This is a genomic window from Pedobacter sp. BS3 (assembly GCF_008274585.1).
Taxonomy (GTDB): domain Bacteria; phylum Bacteroidota; class Bacteroidia; order Sphingobacteriales; family Sphingobacteriaceae; genus Hufsiella_A.
The window spans coordinates 995,465-1,019,206 of sequence record NZ_VTRT01000001.1 but is presented as its reverse complement, the minus strand read 5'-3'; the positions used below and the strand labels follow the sequence as shown (position 1 = coordinate 1,019,206).

Here is a 23,742-nt window from a genome sequence, read left to right as displayed (position 1 = left end):
ATCTATTTTATGCTTCAAATAAAATATTACAGGCTGGTACTTCCAGTCTTATTATTCATTTCAATAACCGTATTCGCCCAGCATAACACCTTATCCAAACCGGCATTACAAAGGCCCAAGCTGGTGATAGGTATTGTTGTTGACCAGATGCGTTGGGACTATTTGTACAGGTATTATGACCGTTACCGGGATGGCGGCTTTAAACGAATGCTTAACGAGGGGTTCTCATGTGAAAACACGTCCGTAAATTATATTCCTACGTACACAGCAATTGGACATAGTTCTGTCTATACAGGCTCGGTACCCGCGATACACGGCATGGCCGGCAATGATTTTATTATTGAGGCTACCGGTAAATCCCTGTATTGTGCCGGTGATAGTACCGTACAAACAGTCGGTAGTTCATCGCCGGCTGGTAAAATGTCGCCTAAAAACCTGCTGGTTTCCACCATTACCGATGAATTAAAGCTGGCAACTAATTTCAGGTCAAAGGTTATTGGCATCGCATTGAAAGATCGTGCCGCCATCCTGCCTGCTGGGCATGCCGCCGATGCCGCTTACTGGCTTGACGATGCTACCGGAAACTGGATAAGCAGCACCTGGTATATGCAGCAGCTACCATCATGGGTAACTAAGATCAATGCCGAGAAGCTGGTAGAAAATTATCTAAAACAGGACTGGAATACGTTATATCCGCTTGATACGTATGTACAAAGCACAACAGATAACAGCAAATATGAGGGTAAATTTAAAGGAGCGGCGGCACCCGTTTTTCCTGTAAAAACATCGGAACTAATAAAAGCAAACGGGTTAGGGCTCATCCGCTCAACACCGTACGGCAATACCTTAACGCTAAACATGGCTAAAGCAGCTATTGAAAATGAACTATTAGGAAAAAACATAGTCACCGACTTTTTAACGGTCAGCTTATCATCTACAGATTATATCGGCCATCAGTTTGGCATCAACTCGGTTGAGGTAGAAGACACCTATTTACGTTTGGACAGGAATTTTGCAGACTTTTTTACTTTCCTGGATGAGAAAGTAGGCAAGGGAAATTACACGGTATTCTTGACAGCCGACCACGGCGGGTCGCATAATCCGGTATTCCTGGCAGATAATAAATTACCCGGAGGACTTTGGAACAGCCCCTTATTTTTAAACGAGATAAACGCTTTGCTTCAAAAGAAGTACGGCCCAGCCCGTATAGTGTTAAGCCTGATTAACAATCAGGTTCATTTGAACAATACACTCATCAAAGAACAGCATCTGGATGAACAAGCTATACGCAAAGATTGTATTGATTTCTTTCAGCAAAAAGAAGGGATTGCCTGGGCTATTGATATGGATAGCGTAGCAACAGCAAACCTCCCTGCTGTTGTTAAAGAGAGAATTATAAACGGCTATAACCGGGAACGAAGCGGAATTATACAATTGGTATTTAAAGCCGGATGGTACAGCGGACAATCTAAAACCGGAACCACACACGGAAGCTGGAACCCATACGACTCCCATATTCCATGTTTGTGGATGGGCTGGGGAGTAAAACATGGAAGCACCACCCGGCAAACGTATATGACGGATATTGCTCCAACTATAAGTGCTTTACTGCATATCCAGGCTCCCGGCGGATGTATCGGTGAACCGATAGAAGAATTGCTTAAACCATTATTTTAAAAACAAGCACATAACAGGCATTTCAATTGTCGCCGGCTATATACGTTAACAATTATCGGGAACGGCTAACTCATATATTATGGATGACAAATATTAAGAGGCAGTCCCTTCAAAATTAGAATTTACTTTTTAAAGAGAAAGGGGGAGCTATGACATAGCTACTATATATAACAATCATCGGGAGTGTGGCTGCACTCCCGACAGATTACGTTCTCATGATTCATTAATCATTGCTTTGGTCGAATAAATAAACCATTAAAACTTAAAACAAATGTATACTTTTTCTACTAAAGGTTATGGCAGCAGTGGCTGTCACACTTTATATCCGCTATTCAATAATTTAAAAAGGTGGCTTACATTAATCTGTTTAACCTGTACTATTGCAATTATTTCTTTAAATGTCTCGCAAGCCGCAGGCGTATTGTTTGATCTTTCGCCTGACCGGCATTTGTATGTAAAAGAAGATGGATCGGCTACAGCCGATGGCTCATCATGGGACCAGGCAACCACGCTGGACAATGCCTTGCAAATAGCCAACAGCGGCGATGTTATTCATATTGCCGCGGGCACTTATAGACCGGCCAGTGTTATTACCAATGGTACGGCAAGCGAATTAAAGGATTATACATTTGAGATTCGCACTAACGTACAATTGATTGGTGGTTACCCGGCAAATGCTCAGGATGGTGCACAACCTGATCCTGAAACAAATCCAACAATACTGAACGGAAACCTTGGTACCGCAAAAGCACGACATGTTGTTACAGTGAGTGCCGTTATGGAAGAAGGGAAACAGGTATCGCTGCAAGGGCTTACCATACGCGAAGGCGAAGCTGGAGGCTCCGGTACGGTAACCATCAATGGAACTGCTTTTAGCCGTGCTCATGGTGGTGGTATGATCATCGGTAACGCAAGGGTTTCTATAGACAACTGCCAGATTATTGAAAACACTACCAATAACCATGCGGCTGGCATGTATGTAACCAATCAGGCGATCGTAACCATTAAAAACAGCAGCATTAGTAAGAATAGTGCAACAAGAGCATCCTCTAATGGCGGCGGTATGTGGAATGATGGTTCTACCATCTACTTGTACAATTCTACGATCAGCGAAAACCGTATTGGTGGTGTAGGTGGCGGCATATATGCCATCAATACAACCCGTACTTCTTATACCTATATGTATAATGTTACCATTGCCAATAACGTTACCGGGATATTTGGAGCCAATAGTGCCGCGGCGGGATATTATGGGCGTGAGCAATCACAAGGTGTTATGGTTAACTGTACCGTGTATGGTAATAAGGCAGGTGGCACGGGTGCAGGCGGAGGTATTCAACTGTATGGTTCGGCTAAACTGGATGTTATCAGCTCTACTATTGTTAATAATTCGGGAGCAGTAGGTTCTGCCAGCGTAGCAGGTAGTGGTATTAATGTAACCACCAACGGAACAAATATCCTGAACCTGTATAATACCATTGTCGCCGGCAATACCGGTTCGCACGGACAAATTGAAGGTAGTGTGGCTACAACCTCATCAACAATAATTGGAGATAAAGTTTATGATGCGGATGGCAACATTATTGCCAGTGCAACTTTTGATGCTGCTACGATGTTAAACATCTTACTTCTACCGGTAGGAGAAGATAATCCGGCGCTTACCTACGGTATGTCCGCCAGTTCCTTAACTGCCCTGGGCAATACATTTAGTCCACCGTTAGAAAATTTGATTGCTTCCGACATGAACGGTAACAGCCGCTCTGACAAAAGCACTATGGGCGCTTTGGTAATTGACCCTTTGCCTGTAAGTTTAGTAACATTTACAGCTTCACTACAGGACAATGCCGTAAATCTGGCCTGGCATACTGCCAGCGAAAGCAATAATGCCGGTTTCTACATTGAACGCAGCAATGACCTGCGGCAATGGAGAACCCTGACATTTGTACTTTCAAAAGGTATAAACGGAACAAGTAATGTTTCTCTTACTTACGCTTATACAGACCATGCACCTAATACAGGTAACAATTATTACCGCTTACGCCAGAAAGATTATGATGGTGCATCCAGTTACTCGGATATCAAAGTCATTCCATTAGCCCTGGAAAATGAAATAGTATGTTACCCAAACCCGGTAGCTGCAACATACACTATAAAGGCTCAACAATTACAAAAGGTAGCATTATATAATGCCGGAGGCAAGCGCCTTTCTGTAAAAACAAACCTGGCAGGAGATATGGCCACAATGGATGTTTCATCGTTATCGGCAGGTGTATACGTTGCGAAAATTCAGCGGGCTAATACTGTAAAAGCGGTTAAGGTAATAATAAACAGGTAATGATTCAGAAACAGAAAGTCCTCTTTTTAGAATAATCCAATGAGGGCTGGGGTAAGAACGCTTTCAAGCAGAATTAATTTGATTAATTCTGCTTTTTGTTATTGTCTCACCGGCCGCAACGTGCCGCTTATGCTTATATTCTGGCGTTTGCCATTATATAGCTACGGCACTGGACTGTACTTTTATGGTAAATGAGGCTTATCCAGGCCACCTATTTACATATTTTAGCTCCTGAAAAGAAAGCTTTATTAAGCTTTTGCTGATCTTCGAGCTGTTTTACCGAAATATCCACAAAATCTTTCAGGGTATCATTGATTTTTTCCATCCTCCCTTTCAATTTTCTCCAATCGGTTATTCGAATTTTCCAGCCGATTGCTAATATTCATAAGCGCTTTACGGTATACTTCAAGTATTGCAGCTGACTGTCCTGCTTTTGCAGCATTTCAGAAATTGCTACTAAAAGGCTTTTAGCAGTTATAACATTTTTATTGCTATAGCTAAAGATAAGAATAAATATAGTATCATTACACTTCAATTTTTCTATTTTTGGCCACATTAAACTATTAATCAATGAATAACTGGTTTCAGCGGAATGGCGTTCACCTCATTATTACCGGCATTTTCATAGCACTTTGCTTTGTATATTTCAGCCCGGCTTTACAGGGGAAATCCTTATACCAGAATGATGTATTGCAGGCTCAGGCTATGCAAAAGGAGATTATGGATTTTAAGGCTAAAGACGGAAAAGGGCCCCTGTGGACAAACGCCATGTTTGGTGGAATGCCTGCTTACCAGATCTGGGTACAATTCCCTAAAAACGTTACCACATATATTATTTCATTCTTTAAGACCGTTTTTCCAACTCCGGTTGATACTGTCCTGATATACCTGTTAGGTGCTTACCTGTTATTTTGCGTATTGCGCATCAATCCATGGCTTGCTGCCGCAGGAGCCATTGCCGTAGCTTTTTCATCCTATAACTTTATTATTATTGAAGCCGGACACAGCAATAAAGCCATGGCCATTGCCTTTTTTGCACCACTGCTGGCTGGCATTCTGCTCACGTTGCAAGGTAAACGCCTTACCGGTGCCGCTTTAACAGCGTTGTTCCTGGCATTGGAAATCAGGGCGAACCATATTCAGATGACGTATTACCTGTTTATTGCCCTGCTTATCCTTATCGGGATAGAATTATATCATGCCATTAAAGCGAAGGTTACAGCCGATTTTCTGAAATCTGTAGGAAGCCTGGCCATTGCCGTTATGGTTGCTGTTGGTGTAAATGCCGGGTTATTGTGGACCACTTACGAATACGGCCAGCATTCCATTCGCGGCAAATCAAACCTTACGGTTGATAAATCAGAGCCTAAAAACGGTTTAGATAAAGAATATGCTTATGCCTGGAGTCAGGGCGTAGGCGAAAGCATCACGTTTTTAGTTCCCAACGCTTATGGTGGCTCATCATCGTCGCAAGCTTTAGATGAAAATTCGGCCGTTGCTAAGCTTTTACAAACCAAAGGCGCTACCGCAGAACAAGCGGCCGGATTCGCTAAACAAATGCCGACCTATTGGGGCGATAAACCATTTACCTCCGGCCCTTATTATTTCGGTGCCATTGTATGTTTCTTATTTGTGCTGGGTTTATTTGTGGTTAAAAGCCGGATAAAATGGTGGATACTTGCCGCCTCGCTATTAAGCTTGTTCCTTTCGTTCGGTAAGAATTTCCCGCTCATTTCAGATCTGTTCTTCAATTACTTCCCGCTATACAATAAATTCAGGGCCGTAGAATCCGCCCTGGTTATTGCCGACTTCCTGGTGCCGGTATTGGCTGTAATGGCTGTTTCTGAAATAGCTTTCAACAAACCGGAACCCAAAAAACTACAAAAGCAGTTGCAGTACTCATTTTATATTACCGGTGGTATTGCACTCATTATACTGTTATTACCTTCACTGTTTTTCAGCTTTAAACCAGCCGGAAACGAGCAGTTTGTACAACAGCTAATGCAGGCCACAGGCGGCGACCGTGGCTTTGCCGACGCCATTTCAAACGCATTGGTTCAGGACAGGATCAGCATGGCCCGTATGGACGCCTTCCGGTCACTGATATTTATAGCATTAGGAGCTGCCTGCCTCTGGGCGTTCATGAAACAAAAGCTGAAGCTGCAAACGGCATTCCTGGTTATCGGAGCATTAATCCTGGTGGATATGTGGACTGTTGACCGTCGGTATCTGAATAATAACAACTTTGTTGATTCATCGGAACTAAACCGGCAGTTTCAGCCCCGCGAGGTTGACCAGTTGATTTTACGCGACCAAAGTTTGGATTACCGTGTACTGGATCTCACCATACCTACATTTTCAAGCGCAACAGCTTCTTATTTCCACAAAACCGTTGGCGGATATCATGCAGCCAAGCTAAAACGCTTCCAGGAAGTTATTGATAAGCAATTCAATAATTCCATTAACGAAGATGTACTGGATATGCTGAACACCAAATACGTTATTACCAGTGATAAAAACGGGCAATCGCAGCGTATCGAAAACCGCAGCACAACGTGCGGCAACGCATGGTTTGTTGAAAATATTAATTATGTAAATAATGCCGACGAAGAGATGGCAGGCATCAACAGCTTTAACCCTAAAAAAGAAGCTATTGTGGACAAAAGCTTTAAATCTATTATTGATGCCCACAAACTGGCTTTCTCTCCCAGCGATAAGATAACGCTGACAGATTATCGCCCCGACCATTTAACGTATGAATACTCTTCAGGGCATGATGCGCTGGCTGTTTTTGCCGAAATATGGTATGATAAAGGCTGGAACGCTTATGTGGACGGCGAAAAAATTCCGCACCTGCGGGCCAACTATATCCTGCGGGCAGCTGTATTACCGGGAGGAAATCACAAGCTGGAATTTAAGTTTGAACCGGCATCTTATTACGCCGGTGAGAACATTTCACTGGCCGCATCCATCCTGTTAATAGCAGGTTTGGGCTTTGCCGCTTACCAGGGAAGCAAAAAAAATAAAAATAAAATTGTGAATTAATTTTTTGGCGATTATATTGTACTATCCTTTATCTTTATTCGTTAAAAGCTGATACTACCTTTAAATGTAAGAATATATCAACTTATAAGCGCAGCAGAATAGCGCATATTCTGGATTGTAAAATGAAAAACGGAACAGGAATACAACAGTTTGCCGGTGAGATATGGAAACCGGTTAAGTTTGATTTAGACTGCACTAATGAGAAGAATATTGAAATTTCAAATTATGGGCGGGTTAAAAGTTCTACAAAAATAGCCAAGGAGCGACTTTTAGAAGGCTCAAGACAAGGAGGCTATAAAATTATACGTCTTAAACTGTTCAGGGCCCGCGATGCAGAAACCCAGGAATACCTGGCCGGGTTAAAAGCTGAAATTGCTAAACAGAAAAAGCAACTGGCTTTAACAGAAAAAGCTGTTTCAAAGCAAAAAACGCCAACTGATAAGCTTACCAAACAACTGGAAGCCGATAAAAAGCAGTTGGAAACTGCAACCAAAAAATATTACAAAGCCTATAAAGCAGATGAGCGCAAGCGAACCATTAATGTAGGTTTGCTGGTACATCGCCTGGTGGCAGAATATTTTTTAGAAAAGCCTTCGCCCGAGCATAACCTGGTTATTCACCACGATTTTAATAAGCTGAATAATCATGTAGACAACCTGCAATGGGTTACACAGGCAGAAAGTTCGGCCCATCAGCAAAACAGCCCTGCTGTAATAGCCGATAAAAAGAACCGCCCCGGGCGCCGGCCGGAAAACTCAAAAGTATATAAATTAACGCCTACAAGGGTAATGCTGATCAAGAAGAAAATTGCACAGGGCAAATCGCTGCGGTCGTTATCCAAGCAATTTAAAGTTACCGAAACCCAGCTATTGCGCATAAAACGCGGTGAAAACTGGAAGGATATTCCTGCCGCTACGTAAGAATATTAATTTCAGCGCTGCTATGAAGGAGATTTTTTTTCCTTTCCTCGTCAGTATAACGAGTTAATTGAAACCATTGCAAAAGAGTGTTCTATAATGGCTTAACCGGGATTTTTCCCGGTAGCAATATCCGCTTTACCTGGCAATAAAATAACCTCTACTCCTTCACTTTAATGAGCCGCTGCATAAGAGGTGATATTTCCTTCAGTTATTATAAGCCTGGCAACGAGCATCCCGATAAGTTGCTTTTCTTTTATTCTTATTTTTTTTCTTTTCCATTGCTACCTGTATGCGGGTTTAACAATCAAATTGAGGTTTCAGGCAATATCTGCCACATGAATAAAGCCCTCTTTTGCAGCGAGCCTGACATTCATTTATGTCTTACGGCAATGCTTAATTTTTTTATTTGCCCGGCTTCGTAAAGCGCATTAACCCAAAAGTCAAAAAAAGAAAAGCATTCTTGTTAAGAAATAGCAAAAAAAAGAAACATAATGAAAAATATTTATTTCGATTTATTTTTATTTTTCATTTATTTGTTAGGTTTGTGGATTATATGTTTTTGTTGTATAATAAGATGAAACGGACTGCTCAATAGATTAAGCTCCGGGGTCGTTTGAGAACATTGCCAGGTTGACCATTCCTAACTAAAAAGCTAACACATATTTAAAACATGTCTAAAGTAGAAACAGCACTAAAAGCTGCCAGCGAAACCAAAGCCCTGATCATAGGCCGGGGCGTATTGAAACAAGCTGCACAATTATTTAAAGCACAATTTCCAGGTAAAAAAGCTATCATCGTGGCCGATACCATTACCTTTGGCGTGGCCGGCGAAACGGTAAGCAAACAATTTGAAAGTGAAGACATCGACCAGGAAAACCCATACATCTATTCAGATCCGGAAATTTATGCGGAATACAGCTATGTAGACGAGTTGGTTGCGGTGTTGAAAAACTATGATGCCATTCCCGTTGCCGTAGGTTCAGGAACGATTAACGATTTGACCAAACTGGCTTCGCACCTTACCGGCAGGCCCTATATGTGCGTAGCTACCGCTGCTTCAATGGACGGTTACACCGCTTTTGGAGCTTCTATTACAGCCAATGGTGCCAAGCAAACCTTTAATTGCCCGGCGCCGCAGGCCTGCTTAGCCGATATTGATATTTTGAGCGCAGCTCCTGCCGCAATGACCGCATCGGGCTATGCCGATCTATTTGCCAAGATAACTGCCGGTGCAGACTGGATTTTAGCCGACGCCCTGCAGGTTGAGGCAATAGATCCAACAGCCTGGTCTATTGTACAGGATGGCTTACACGAAGCCCTTTCTGATCCGAAAGGCACTAAAAACGGAGACCCAAAAGCGGTAACACAGTTAACGGAAGGGTTAATGCTGGGCGGTTTCGCCATGCAATGGTCAAAATCCAGCCGGCCTGCTTCCGGCGCCGAGCACCAGTTTAGCCATTTATGGAATATGGAACACCACCTTAACAATGGCGAGCATGTTTCACATGGGTTTCAGGTGAGCATAGGCACGCTGGCCATTACCGCCCTGTACGGTCTGGTGCTGAAAACACCTTTCGAAAATTTAGATATACAGGCGGCATTAAAACAATGGCCAACACTGAACGAATTGAAAGCAGAATCGCTGGCTATTTTTAAGGATACCGATTTTCCTGAAATCGGCTTACAGGAAACTACAGCAAAATACATTGATCATAAAGCCCTGGAAGAACAATTGCAGATATTGAAAGACAATTGGAGCGCTATCAAAGAAAGATTAGCCAGACAAATTGTACCTTTTGAAGAAGCAAAATCACGCCTGGCAACTGTTGGCGCCCCAACCGAACCGGAACATATCGGTATTACCCGAAAAAAACTGAAAGAAACTTTTGTGAGGGCGCAGTATATCAGAAGAAGATTTACGATACTTGACCTTGCGGTAAGAACCGGCTACCTGGATCAATGGCTGGATCAGCTTTTTGGCAAAGGCGGCATTTGGGAGGTTGAATGAAAAGGTGAGCGATCAAATAGAAGCAAGAGCATAGAGACAAGAAAGGTAAAAGGCTTATAGCTTATAGTTCATAGATGATAGTCCGAAAGTCAGGAAGTCAGAAGAGACCGAAAGCAGAAGGCTCAAACTAAACAAATTGCACTGTCCGGTTCCCTTCTTCCACCAGTTGGCGGAGTTAGGGCTGAGGGCTGAAAAACTAAAAATAGACAACGAATTAACCAATTGAATATGAACCAGGAAACAACAAACGTCAAAGACGAAACCACATCAAAATTGTTTAAATACTGGCAAACCCGAACCATCATCGTCACCATGATCGGTTACGCCATCTTCTATTTTGTGCGTAAGAATTTCTCCTTTGCCATTCCCGGGCTAACAGCTGAATTTGGCATCACGAAAACAAGCTTTGGCATAATCATGACCCTGGTTACCATTGTTTACGGGGTATCACGCTTTCTCAACGGACTGATAGCAGACCGGGTAAATGCCCGCTACCACATGTCTGTTGGCTTATTTCTATGTGCCATAGCCAATTTTGCATTTGGCTGGGGCGCCGATCTCAGCGCCCTGTTCACAGGTCAGACCGGCGGGCCGATGTTTACAAATACTATGGTGCTCATCTTCGGGATCATCCTGATCTTAAACAACCTTATTCAGGGAAGCGGCTTCCCCCCCGTAGCCCGTTTATTAACCCATTGGATACCCCAAAATGAACTGGCCACAAAAATGTCGGTCTGGAACACCTCACACTCCATCGGCGCAGCCCTGGTGGCTATTCTTGCCGGCTACATCATGGGCTCAATGGGCACTAACATGAGCGCTAACCCGGAAGTGATCGCCTCCATCGCAGCAAATTTGAAAGTAGATCCGGCAGATACCGAAAAGATGAAAAGTGTCATTGAATCTGCTTCGCATTACGGTGCCTGGAAATGGTGTTTCTGGATACCTGCTACTATCGCGTTAGCGGGTTCTATCGGGTTGTTCATCACCTTGCGGGATACGCCCTCATCCGTAGGCTTGCCCGAATTACATAAAACCCATAAAAAAGGTAAGGACTCCTCTGCCGAGTTTAAGGCTTTCATCCGTAAATCGGTTTATCGTAACAAATGGATCTGGATATTGGGAATAGCCAATTTCTTCGTTTATGTGGTTCGTTTTGCGGTTTTAGACTGGGGCCCTACATTTTTAAAAGAAGCGCATGGCATGACATTGACCAATGCCGGATGGACTGTAGCCGTTTTTGAGATTTTTGGCATCATGGGTATGCTGGTATCCGGGTGGGTTACCGATAAGTACCTGGCCGGAAAAGCGCATCGTACCTCTTTGTATTGCATGGTAGGTGTGGCCATATTTATGACCATCTTCTTATACCTGCCGCCAAGCACCCCTCCCTGGGTAATGATATTGGTTTTGGCTATGGCCGGATTTTTTATTTACGGCCCGCAAGCCCTTATTGGTATCGCGGCAGCAAATCAGGCAACCAACCGGGCTGCGGCTACCGCAAACGGACTGACCGGCTTGTTTGGCTATGCAAGTGGCCTGGTTTCGGGTGTTGGCGTTGGTTATATGGTAGATGTGCTCAGCAAAAGTCACCCCGAAAAAGCCTGGGACTACGTTTTCATGATGATGATAGGTATGGCGATACTCTGTATATTCATTTTTGCCTTAATGTGGAAAGCAAAGGCACATGGATATGATGAAGCCCCCTAGCCCCCAAAGGGGGAATTTGACAGTTTTCAGTTGGCAAGTTAACAGTATGCGCCCAAACTATCAACTATTAACTATTAACCATCAACAATGAAACAATTTAACAATGAAACAATAGAAAAAGCCCCCTTTGGGGGTTTGGGGGCCATTAAGCATTTCGCGTTGGACATGGACGGCACCATTTATAATGGCAGTACACTTTTTCCATACACCAACGATTTTTTAAATTATTTAAAGGCTAATGGCATTGGCTATTCTTTTTTAACCAACAACCCGTCTAAAAGCACTGCCGATTATCTTAAACATTTGGAAAAAATGGGTATTCCGGCAACTAAGGAAGAAATGTACACTTCAGCAGTAGCAACCATCAATTTTATCAAAAATCATCATCCTTCGGTTAAAAGGCTGTTTATTCTGGGCACACCCAGCATGGTTAAGGAGTTTGAGGATGCCGGATTTATTTCTACTGCCGATAGCGCCGATGATAAGCCCGATGCGCTGGTAGTAGGCTTTGATACCACGCTGGTATATTCGAGATTGTGCAGGGCAGCCTATTGGGCAAGTCAACAGTTGCCATACATTGCCACAAATCCCGACTGGGTCTGCCCTACCGACCAGCCTAATATTTTGGTGGATTGCGGCTCGATATGCGCCTGCATTGAGGGCGCTACCAAAAGAAAGCCCGATGCGGTAATCGGCAAGCCCGATCCTCAGATGCTGGATGGCATTATTCATAAATACAACTTAAAGCCGGGCGAAATTGCCATGACCGGCGATAGAATTTATACCGATGTGCAAATGGCAAAAAATGCCGGAGCATTAGGTGTTCTGGTGCTATCCGGCGAAGCTACCGCCGCAGACGTACAACAATCAACCGTAAAACCGGATATTGTAGTCCGGGATCTGGCCGAATTACAGGAATTTATTCAACAAGCTAAGGCTTAAAATAGCAGGCACATAAGTAACTGCCTAACCTTTCGGAGTTTTACCGGAGACAACGTTTTGAACGTTGTCTCCGGTATATCCGGAATCGAGAATATCCAATCGACAGGTAAATCAGGTCTGAATATCACTTCTCTTTGCAGACTTTTCGCGATGTCATTAAGTTAACGCGAGTTAATTTCTTCCAAACACCTGTACAACCTTCATGTAATTTTATGGTATTACGTCAAACTAACGCCGACCCAGCAATAGCATATAATTATAATGTATATCTTTAGCAAAGCATTGTAAACTGCAACTATAGCGATGAGGTGGTTTAAATATCTTTTATGTATTTGCTTTACAGGCATCTGTGCCGTCTCTGCTGCGCAGCATTATCCGTTGAAGTTTAAGCATATCTCTTATGAGCAGGGATTATCGCAAAGTCCCATTGGCGCACTTTTCCAAGATAAAAAGGGCTTTATCTGGGTAGGTAACCGCGAAGGGCTCTCCCGTTATGACGGATATGAGTTTATCACGTACAAACACAGGGAAGGTGATGCTAACAGCCTTAGTCATAACCTGGTCAGAGCTATTTACCAGGACTCAAAAGGTATATTCTGGATCGGTACATCTAACGGATTGAACCGGTTTAATCCATCTACAGAAAAGTTTACCTACCTTGATATTTCAGACAAGCAACCCGTGGTTGCCCTATTAGAAGATAAGAGGCAGCATCTGTGGATCGCATCATACAGAGGTTTAAAACAAATTAACCTGAACAAGAACAGAAATGAGGCAATAAACTGGAGCGGGAATGAAGATATATTAAAAAGTGGTCGTATCCGGGCTTTGCTTCTGGATAAAAGGGGTAAAATATGGGTTGGCCTTGAAAGCGGTGTGAAGTGTATTGACCCGGTAAACGGAAAACTGCTTACTCTTCCGGATGCCATGAAAAACAATGCCACCCTTTTAAATGCTAAAATTGCCGCTATCCATGAAGATAAAGCCGGCGATCTGTGGTTTGCTTCCGAAGATAAAGGCCTATTCTGGTATCAGTCAGCAGCTAATCAATGTCATAATTTTCGTCACAGTATCAATACGGCCAATAGTATTCCCTCCGATGTGATTAAAGATCTGCTGGTATATGATGAAGAACATATCTGGCTGGGAACCCGCATGGGCTTGAGTGTTTTCAATAAAGAGAATTTAACGTTTACCAATTACCAGCACATTGGTGGTGATGTGAATAGCCTGAGCCAGAATTCGGTATGGAACTTTTTGCGTGACCGTTCAGGAAATATCTGGATGGGGACCTATGCTGGTGGACTGAATGTATATTATCCCGGCTTTAACAATTTTGATAATATCGGTGAAAAGGTTGGCGATAACGTAGGTCTTAGCCAGCCTATTGTGAATGCTATACTTGAAGACCCTAATGGAGCTTTATGGGTAGCTACCGATGGCGGAGGCATTAATTACCTCAACCGGGCGACAAAGCAGTCGCGTTATATTCCCCTGGTTGACAAAAGCAGGCAGCACTCCAGTAACATTGTAAAGGTGATGGCTAGGGATAACCACGGAAAATTTTATGTGGGTACACTGGAAGGTCTGGGTATTTTCACCCCATCAGACGGCAGTGTCAGATATTTACCAATAGACCAGGAATACCCAATGGTAAACAGGCGGGTGAATACATTAATTGCTGACGGAGACCTAGTTTGGGCAGGTATGCACACAACCGGGCTTTGGCTGATTCGTGCAGACGGCACTACAACTTCTTTTAAGCACGATCCTAAAAATATATATACCTTAAGCAGCAACTGTATCCATGCATTATACAGGGATGGCAAGCAAGGAATATGGATCGGTACACAAAACGGACTCAACTTTTATAGTCGTCAAACCAACAACATTACTCGTTATCAGGCATTTGATCAACAGGTGATATTAGCTGTTTTTAAAGATTCAGAGAACCGGCTTTGGGTGGGTACCGAAACCGGCTTAAACCTGTTTGATCCTGAAACAGGCAAAAGGCAGCTTATAAACGACCAAAACGGTTTAATTAATAATGTAATTGAAAGCATTACAGAAGATAATTCGGGACATATCTGGGTAAGCACCCAACGGGGAATATCAAAAATTAACCATGCCGGTACCACGTTTTCAATACATAATTATACCTCTAATGACGGTTTATCCAGCAACCAGTTTTTACCGGGCGCTGTTTTTAAAACCGCTGGGGGCGAGCTATTATTCGGCGGGGTAAATGGTCTCACTACATTTTACCCCGAGAAGATTATAAAAAACGAATACCAGCCCCACGTTGTCTTCACCGATTTTTTAATTCATAATAAGCCCGTAACCTGCAGAACCAAAGACTCCCCTTTAACGCTGCCCATAGACGATACTAAAAAGTTGACCCTGAATTATCAACAAGCCTCCATTGCCTTTAAAGTAGCAGCACTGAACTATATCAATTCATCTAAAAATCAATATGCGTATAAACTGGAAGGTTTTGATAAAAACGATGAATGGCATTACGCCGGCGATCAGCGTATCATTAATTATACCAATTTACCTGCCGGCAACTATACTTTCAGGGTTAAGGCATCTAATAATGATGGTATCTGGAATGAAACCGGACGGAGTATAGCAATAACCATACTGCCTCCTTTCTGGAAAACAACATGGGCCTATATCGGTTATTTCCTGTTATTTGCCGGCCTGTTATACCTGTTTAATTACTACTCGGTTAAAACAGAACGTTTACGGCATCAACTCGAGTTGGAAAGTCTCAGTCATGTTAAAGACCAGGAGCTTGCCCAGCGTAAAATGACGTTCTTCACCAATATTTCTCATGAAATTAAAACACCGTTAACCATGATCCTTGCTCCTATAGAGCGCTTGCTGGGTATGAGCGATGGTGATCATAAGGTTCAGCATCAGTTAGCACTGATGCACCGTAACGGGCAACGTTTAATGCGGCTCATCAACCAGTTGCTGGATTTCAGGAGATTTGATTCAGGCAGTGAAGCGCTGCAAGCCACCGAAGGCGATATTGTACGCTTTTCAAAGGAAGTTTTTTTAGCGTTTAAAGGACTGGCAGAACAAAAGCGCATCAGTTTAAACTTTCATGCTGAAATGCCGGAGTTGCCGGTTTGGTTTGATGGCGATAAGCTTGAAAAAGTGTTGTATAACCTGCTTTCCAATGCGGTTAAGTTTACGCCTTACGAAGGCTCCATTACCTTCTCTATCCGGCAAACCGGTGATTGTGCGACATTAACCGTAGAAGATAACGGATGCGGCATTTCGGCTTCACATATAGAAAATATATTTGAGCAGTTTAAATTTTATAATGAAAATGGTCAGAACGAAGAAGGTTCAGGCGTGGGATTGGCTTTTTCTAAAAGCCTGGTGAAGCTGCATCATGGCGAAATTACAGTGGAGAGCAGACAGGCCACCTCTGAAAAGCCCGGTTATACCGCTTTTACGGTGACCTTACCGCTGGGTAAAGCGCATCTCGCAGCAAACGAACTCAGCGGCACAATTACCGATGAAGAGCGGGTTGAAGATTATCAGCCCCTTTCTTCAACAGGCAGGCAACAATTTTCACAACGCAAGCAGGAAATTTTAGCAGGGCTTGAAAAAGAAAAACCATCGCTGTTGCTGGTAGAAGATAATCCGGAAGTACTGGACTTTATGGTTTCAGGATTTAGTGATGAGTTTGAAGTGCACACGGCTGTAAACGGTGAACTGGGCATACAACAGGCCGCAAATCTGGTTCCTGATATCATCATCAGCGATGTGATGATGCCTGTAATGGATGGCATAGCATTATGCGGAAGGTTAAAATCTGATATCAGGACCAGTCATATACCTGTTATCTTACTAACCGCCAGAAGTTCGCTGGTGTTTAAGATCGAAGGATTTGAAACCGGGGCTGATGATTACATCACCAAACCATTTGCCTTTAGCATACTGAATGCACGGGTGTGGAACTTGCTGGATTCCAGGCAGAAATTACGCGAACGGTATAAAAAGGAAATACGTCTTGAACCACAAAACATTGTGCTGTCATCGGCCGATGATAAATTACTGATGGATTTAATGAGCTATATCGAGCAACACCTGGATAACCCGGATCTCACGGTTGACGAGTTAAGCAGGGAAGTTGCTGTGGGCAGGGCGACATTATATAAAAAGATTAAAGCGCTTACCGGGCAAACTGTCAATGATTTTGTACGATCCATCCGGCTAAAGCGAGCTGCTCAGCTGCTTGAACAAGGTAAACATACGATAAGCGAGGTTGCCTATATTGTAGGTTTTTCAGACATTAATTATTTCAGAAAATGTTTTAAAGAACAGTTTGGCTTCACTCCAAAAGAATACAGCAAACAATCAAAATAAATACCAGGTCTGATCATATTATTCGGGTGCACAGCAAATTTCACTTTCACATAGAAAGATCTTTGTCATCATCCCGACGCGGCTCATCCCGAGTATTCGGGATTAAAGCGGAAAATCGTGTAGTATGTTGCATTAGGATGCCGGATCAAGCCCGGCATGACGGTAATAGGAACGGAAATGCAAGTTGCAGGCCATTCCGAAGCACGTCATCCTGACGCGAGTCATCCCGAGTATTCGGGATTAAAGCGGAAAACCGGTACTGTATATTGCATTAGGATGCTGAATTAAGTCCAGCATGACGGTAATGGGTATTGCTGCAACAAAAACAGTACAAGTAATAACAAAAAGAAAATTTGCCATACACCGATACCATTTGTTTACCTTCATAAAATCAAAAAATCGCTTTTAACTGATATACAGCAATTTACACATTTCACAACAACCAGTCGCATACGTTAGACCTGTGTTTTCTGAACGGCAATCATGCTTTCTTTCCAGACTCACCTCCTATCTTGGCTCCATGAAACGTGACAGAAGTAATCACATAAAACAGGTGTCTGTATCTGTTTTATTAGTGCTGCTCATGTTTTATATACTTTTTCTGATATTATAGATTGTCTAGGGGATAAAGGACAGACAATATTGATATTTCGGAAAAAGGACTCTCAAACCAATTATAAATTAAATTATGCTACACCTTTATGTAAACTATTTCGTACAGAAATTACGTATCCCGACTTTTCTATGGTTAAGCATTTGCCTGTTTATTGTGCTATGCCTGTGTACAGGGATACAAACTGCTGTCGCACAAAATCAGCAAAACAGTATTTCAGGACAGGTAACCGATGAACAGGGCGAGGCGCTTCCCGGCGTTTCAGTAACCTTAAAAGGTGGCCGGATAGCAGCGGTTACCGATAATAAAGGGAACTACAACATTGCCGGTGTTCCAGCCAATGCTATCCTGGTGTTTTCTTACCTGGGGTTCCAGCCCGTAGAGCGGTCGGCAGGCGTTGGTAAGGTCATCAATGTGGTGCTGAAAATGAAATCCACCAGTCTGGATGAAATTGTTGTTATCGGCTATGGAACTGTTAAAAAGGGCGATGTAACGGGATCGGTAGGCCAGGTGAATATCCAGGATATGGAGAAAGCGCCGGTAATATCTTTTGACCAGGCGCTTGCCGGGCGGATAGCCGGGGTTGACGTTTCATCAGATGAAGGACAACCCGGCGAGGAAGGTACTAATATTGTTATCCGCGGGGGCAATTCATTAACGCAAGATAACTCGCCACTGTATGTTGTTGACGGCTTCCCCATGGAATCGCCCGATAATGCGGCGATCAATCCCGATGATATCGAGTCCATTACCGTTCTAAAAGATGCTTCGGCTACTGCAATTTATGGTGCCCGTGGCGCTAACGGTGTTATTGTCATAGAAACCAAGAAAGGTAAAGCGGGGCAACCGGTTATTAATTACAGCGGGTCTTTCGGGTTTCAGAAGGTAACTAAAACCATGGACATGATGAGTCCTTATGAATTTGTAAAATACCAACACGAGCTTAATCCATCAGCGGCCGAAACACGGTATGGAACAGATCTGGAGCTATATAAAAATGTGAAAGGATACGACTGGCAGGATCAGATCTTCCATACGGCTCCCACACAAATTCACAACCTTTCTTTAAGAGGCGGAAACGCACAAACCAAATATTCGGTCTCCGGCTCCATTTATAATATGGAGGGCGTAATTATTAACTCCGGGCAAAAACGTTATCAGGGCAGGGCAGTACTTGACCAGGTAATTAACAAACGCCTGAAAGCGGGTATCAATATCAACTATAGTTCCACTACCAATCATGGACAAATCGCGTCTTCGGGCGGTTCGGCTTCCAGCAGCTATATGTACAGTGTTTGGGGTTACCGGCCTATAACCATCGGGGCAATAGACGATGATGACCAGGATCTGAACTTAGAAGATGAATTAACAGATGATGTGGTTGATGGTTCTACCGATACCCGGGTGAATCCCATCATATCGGCAAAGAACGAACTGAGACGCCGAAGAAGCAGCACATCAAATTTCAACGCATACGTAACGTATAATATCACCCCCGAGCTCACCTTCAAAGCAACAGGCGGACTCAATTTGTGGATGCGCCGCAACGATTCATTCAATAACTCACAAACCTCCCACGGCACACCGCTTTTGCCAAGAAATATCAGGGGAGTAAACGGTTCCGTAGGTTATACGGAAAGCAATACCTGGCTCAATGAAAATACGCTGACCTGGAAGAAAACATTCAATAAACAGCATAGCCTGGATGCTGTGGCCGGATTTACCATGCAGGGTAATCATAGCGAAGGTTACGGCTATAATTCTCAACTTATATCTAACGAGGTGTTGGGCATGAGTGGCCTGGATACAGGCACACCTTATAATTCCACCGCCAGCATATCAGACAATGGCCTGGTATCGTTCCTGGGCCGGGTGAATTACAGCTATAAATCAAAATACCTCCTTACCGCCTCATTCCGGGCTGACGGCTCTTCAAAGTTTCCGCCTCAAAACCGCTGGGGGTATTTCCCTTCGGCAGCATTTGCCTGGCGCATGAAGAATGAGCCCTTTTTGAAAAGCTCAAGAGTCATTTATGATTCTAAATTACGGTTCAGTTATGGATTAACAGGGAATAACCGGGTGAGTGATTTTGCACCCCTGCCAGCGCTGGGACAATCATACAGCTATTATTACTCCTTCAACAATGCCACACCTACACCCGGCATTACACCCACTAATATGGGTAACGCTAACCTGAAATGGGAAAGTACCCTGCAGGCCGATCTGGGTTACGATATCAGCCTTTTTAAAAGCCGGGTAGAATTAACAATCGATGCATACCGGAAAACGACGTATGATCTATTATTAAATGCAGACCTTCCCTTTGCGACCGGGTTTTCAAGCGTATACCAGAACATCGGTAAAATTCGTAATCAAGGGTTAGAGTTTACATTGAATACGGTAAATATCCGGAATCGAAATTTCAGGTGGGAAAGCAATTTCAATATTAGCTTTAACAATAATAAAATTTTGGAATTGGTAGATAACCAGCAAAATAAACTGTCTACCATGACCTGGGAAAGTGCCTGGAATTCCGTTCCCCTGTACATTGCCGAGGTGGGTGGACCGGCTGCTATGTTCTATGGTTATGTATGGGACGGCGTGTACCAGACAAGTGATTTTGAAGATGGCGTACTTAAAAAGGATATGGCCTATTATGGCACAGACAGGGGGCTGATCCAGCCAGGAGACACCAAATATAAAGACCTGAATGGCGATGGTGTGATTACCACTGCCGATCAGACGCTGATAGGCCGGACATTACCCATACATTCGGGCGGGTTTTCAAATAATTTCAGTTACAAAGGATTTAACCTGAACATATTCTTTCAATGGAAATACGGGAATGACGTCTATAATGCCAACCGGATCATTTTCGAAGGAAATGTATTAAACCGGTATAACCTGAATCAATACGCCAGTTACGTGAACCGTTGGGAACCTGATAATCCAAGTAACACCCTGTTTCGTACAGGAGGACGAGGCCCAACCGGTTATTATTCTTCACGCGAAGTTGAAGACGGCTCATACTTACGGTTAAAGACCGTTCAGCTTTCTTACGATGTGCCGGCCCGGTACAGTAAACTCATCACTGCCAAAAACCTTTCCTTTAACGTAACAGCACAAAACCTGTTTACGTGGACAGATTATTCCGGTATGGATCCAGAAGTTGCTGTGCGCAATACCACGCTGACACCCGGATTTGACTATTCGGCTTACCCTCGGGCCAGAACCATTGTATTTGGCGTAAAAGCAACCTTTTAGTTAAACAGGAATACTTAAATATGAAGAGACATGAAAAATATAAAATATATCCTCATCATAACCCTGCTGTTATCCGGTAGTTCCTGTAAAAAATTGCTGGAAACAGAGCCCTCAGATTTTCTGTCGCCTGTAAATTCTTACAATACAGAAGACGACATGAACTATGCACTGGCAGCCATATACAGCCGGCTTACACCCGACGCTACGTATGGTGCAAACCTGTGGAGCTATTTTGATATTTCGGACGAGATGTTCTGGTCGCTGGTAAGTACCAGCAGCACTCTTCCTGATATTGTAGCTTATAAATATACCGCTTCTGACCCTAATATACGAAGCCTTTGGCAGGCACTTTATAAGGGTATTGGTGATGCAAATCTTCTATTGGCCAATATTAACAAGCCGGTAATGAGTGACGATAAGCGCAAGCAGATCAGGGGAGAAGCCTTATTTCTGCGGGGCTATTATTACTTTCTGTTAGTACAAAACTGGGGAGCCGTTCCGTTAGTACTGGAGCCGGTTACCTCACCGGAAAACGTTCAGATGCCTCGCACACCGATCAAGGATGTATATGCCCAGATACTGAAGGACATGGAAGAGGCAGAAGGTTTGGTAGCGAGTATGAAAGATGTAAAATTTGGCGGCCGGGTAACCAAATCAGCTGTAAGGGGAATACTGGCACGAGTATGCCTTTACATGGCAGGAGAACCCTTAAAGGATGTCTCCAAATATACCGATGCCAGGAACTGGGCGAAGAAAGTAATGGATGACCCCGATTTTCGGCACGAGCTGAATCCATCGTACCAACAGGTATTTATCAATTACGCGGCCGACAAATATGATCCTCAGGAAAGTATCTGGGAAGTAGAGTTCTGGGGAAACAGGCAGGATTCATATGTGTCGAGCGGAAGAGTAGGTTCCCGTAACGGGATAGAAATGCGTAATGATGATACCGGCATTGGATATTCTTATGGCCAGGTAAGCGCTTTAGGGCGACAATACCGTCGGTACGACGCGTTAGATGACCGGAGGGACTGGGCCATAGCTCCGTTTAAGTACAGTAACGACGGAACAAAAACCAACTGGACCGCCACACAATTATACAACAGAAATGTAGCTAAATGGCGCAGGGAATATGAAGTGGTTGTGCCTAAGAATAAAAATTATACACCTGAAAATTTTCCGCTGCTGCGCTATTCTGATGTGTTGCTGATGTATGCCGAAGCGGAAAACGAGTTGAGCGGCGATAAAGATGCCATCATCGCGGCAATTAATACGGTTAGGCGGCGGGGATTCGGTAAGGATGTGCATGGCGAGCGGGTAAGAACCATCAATGTGCTTGCCGGCGGCTCTGGCTATGCTTCCGCTACCACTACGGTTACCATTTCGGGCGGCGGCGGAAGCGGGGCCACAGCTACAGCTACCGTATCATCCGGTAAAATCTCGTCCATCACCATTACCAACCGGGGAAGCTTTTATACGTCTAACCCCACGGTAACAATCTCAGGAGCCGGCACCGGGGCCACCGCGTCAGCGATCATTACGCTGAGTAATGATTATGAGCTACTGCCCGATCAGACCGCCGATTATGAAACCCTGAGAGACGCTATCCGGGAAGAAAGGTCGCGAGAGCTATGTTTTGAGGGTCTCAGGAAAATGGACCTGATACGATGGGGAACATTTGTATCCACCATGAAACAGGTAGCTAATGAAGTCATGCAGGAAGTACCTTCAACATTTCCGTACGCGGCACAGGCGGGTATAAATATCGGGAATAAGCACCTGTTGCTGCCCATTCCTACTTATGAGCTTTCCCTAAACCGGGCATTGACACAGAACCCGGAATGGTAAACAGAGTATATACAATTAAACTCATCAGTTATGAACCTAAAATATATTGTCATTTACATATCAGCTTTCATACTCGTATTGGCAGGCTGTGATAAAAGCCTCGACCTGGATGCGCCTACCTTTAATGTTAAAGGCTACACGGTAGCTGATGACGTGGATACCTTAGGTAACCCGGTAAAGAAGGTAACCTTTAATTTTGAGGGCGACGCCAAACTTATTTCAGTGTATCCCGGTGAAATAGGTAATGATTATGCCTATGCCCAGGGCAGAGAATTGGATTATGATGCCCTGCTCATGTCATTCTCCACTACAGTACAATATGGTACCCAACCTAATCAATTATCAGTATGGGCATCAACAGATTTCGATGGCACCTATACGCCCGAACATATTCATGCTGCTAACTGGACCAATATTACAAACCGGTTTACCTTGGCTGCAACGGTAGGATCATCAACACCAGCCTCTTCAGGGACACAGGATATCTCTGATCTGAAAGTCGAAGGCAAACCGCTTTACATAGGGTTTAAGTATGTGACTTTGCCACAATCAACAGCCGGTACTCAAAACACATGGAAGATCAGAAATTTTTTACTTACCGGTCAGTCTAATATCGGCCCTATTACCTTATCTGACCAGGTAAGCGCAGGATGGCTGCTGGTTAATGATGGTGAAATCATTGATCCGGGCAGAGCCCAAATAGAATCAGGTAATGTAGTTAACCTTCGGGGTAACAACGTGAACATTAACGTGTACACCGAGACGTGGGCCATTAGTAAATCTATCAGTACCAGCAAAGCAAACCTAGGCCCTGACCGGTCTATCGCCATAAAAAGTTATACGGACCCGGTATTGAACAGCTATACCTACAACTATACAAAACCGGGAAATTATACTGTGGTATTTGTGGCGCAAAACAGCACGCTGAAACACGAAAAATCGGTTATACGGACAGTTAACGTAGACGCAAACTAATCATTAAATAAAATCAACA

The 23,742-nt window shown here is 43.7% G+C and carries 11 protein-coding genes; all 11 read left to right on the top strand.

Annotated elements, in window-relative coordinates:
- The first annotated feature begins 9 nt into the window (after positions 1-9).
- The 11 genes from pafA to FW774_RS04305 all read left to right on the top strand — a co-directional run bounded on the left by pafA (position 10) and on the right by FW774_RS04305 (position 23,723).
- Positions 10-1,677 (top strand): alkaline phosphatase PafA, encoded by a 1,668-nt coding sequence (gene pafA / locus FW774_RS04355; protein WP_149346903.1) that lies wholly within the window; start codon positions 10-12, stop codon positions 1,675-1,677.
- Positions 1,678-1,948: 271 nt separating this feature from the next.
- Entirely contained in the window at positions 1,949-4,012 is a 2,064-nt protein-coding gene (locus tag FW774_RS04350; RefSeq protein ID WP_149346902.1) for a T9SS type A sorting domain-containing protein, read from the top strand.
- Positions 4,013-4,582: 570 nt separating this feature from the next.
- Positions 4,583-7,057 carry a YfhO family protein gene (locus tag FW774_RS04345; RefSeq protein WP_149346901.1) on the top strand — a complete coding sequence of 825 codons (2,475 nt, stop codon included), beginning with the start codon at positions 4,583-4,585 and terminating at the stop codon, positions 7,055-7,057.
- A 122-nt stretch (positions 7,058-7,179) separates the two neighbouring features.
- Positions 7,180-7,977, top strand: coding sequence for an NUMOD4 motif-containing HNH endonuclease (locus FW774_RS04340; protein ID WP_149346900.1), 798 nt, complete (start codon positions 7,180-7,182; stop codon positions 7,975-7,977).
- Between the two features lie 670 nt (positions 7,978-8,647).
- Positions 8,648-9,985, top strand: a complete 1,338-nt coding sequence (locus tag FW774_RS04335) for a sn-glycerol-1-phosphate dehydrogenase (protein WP_149346899.1) — start codon at positions 8,648-8,650, stop codon at positions 9,983-9,985.
- Between the two features lie 228 nt (positions 9,986-10,213).
- A complete protein-coding gene (locus FW774_RS04330) occupies positions 10,214-11,695 on the top strand; it encodes an MFS transporter (RefSeq protein ID WP_149346898.1) in 1,482 nt (493 codons plus the stop codon).
- A gap of 87 nt (positions 11,696-11,782) precedes the next feature.
- Positions 11,783-12,637: an HAD-IIA family hydrolase gene (locus FW774_RS04325; RefSeq protein ID WP_149346897.1), complete on the top strand. Its 855-nt coding sequence runs from the start codon at positions 11,783-11,785 to the stop codon at positions 12,635-12,637.
- Between the two features lie 303 nt (positions 12,638-12,940).
- Positions 12,941-17,023 (top strand): hybrid sensor histidine kinase/response regulator transcription factor, encoded by a 4,083-nt coding sequence (locus tag FW774_RS04320; RefSeq protein ID WP_149346896.1) that lies wholly within the window; start codon positions 12,941-12,943, stop codon positions 17,021-17,023.
- 688 nt (positions 17,024-17,711) lie between these two features.
- Positions 17,712-20,900: a SusC/RagA family TonB-linked outer membrane protein gene (locus tag FW774_RS04315; protein WP_149346895.1), complete on the top strand. Its 3,189-nt coding sequence runs from the start codon at positions 17,712-17,714 to the stop codon at positions 20,898-20,900.
- Between the two features lie 30 nt (positions 20,901-20,930).
- On the top strand, positions 20,931-22,748 hold the full coding sequence (locus FW774_RS04310; RefSeq protein WP_149346894.1) for a RagB/SusD family nutrient uptake outer membrane protein: 1,818 nt from the start codon (positions 20,931-20,933) through the stop codon (positions 22,746-22,748).
- 30 nt (positions 22,749-22,778) lie between these two features.
- Positions 22,779-23,723 (top strand): DUF5017 domain-containing protein, encoded by a 945-nt coding sequence (locus FW774_RS04305; RefSeq protein WP_149346893.1) that lies wholly within the window; start codon positions 22,779-22,781, stop codon positions 23,721-23,723.
- Positions 23,724-23,742: the final 19 nt, after the last annotated feature.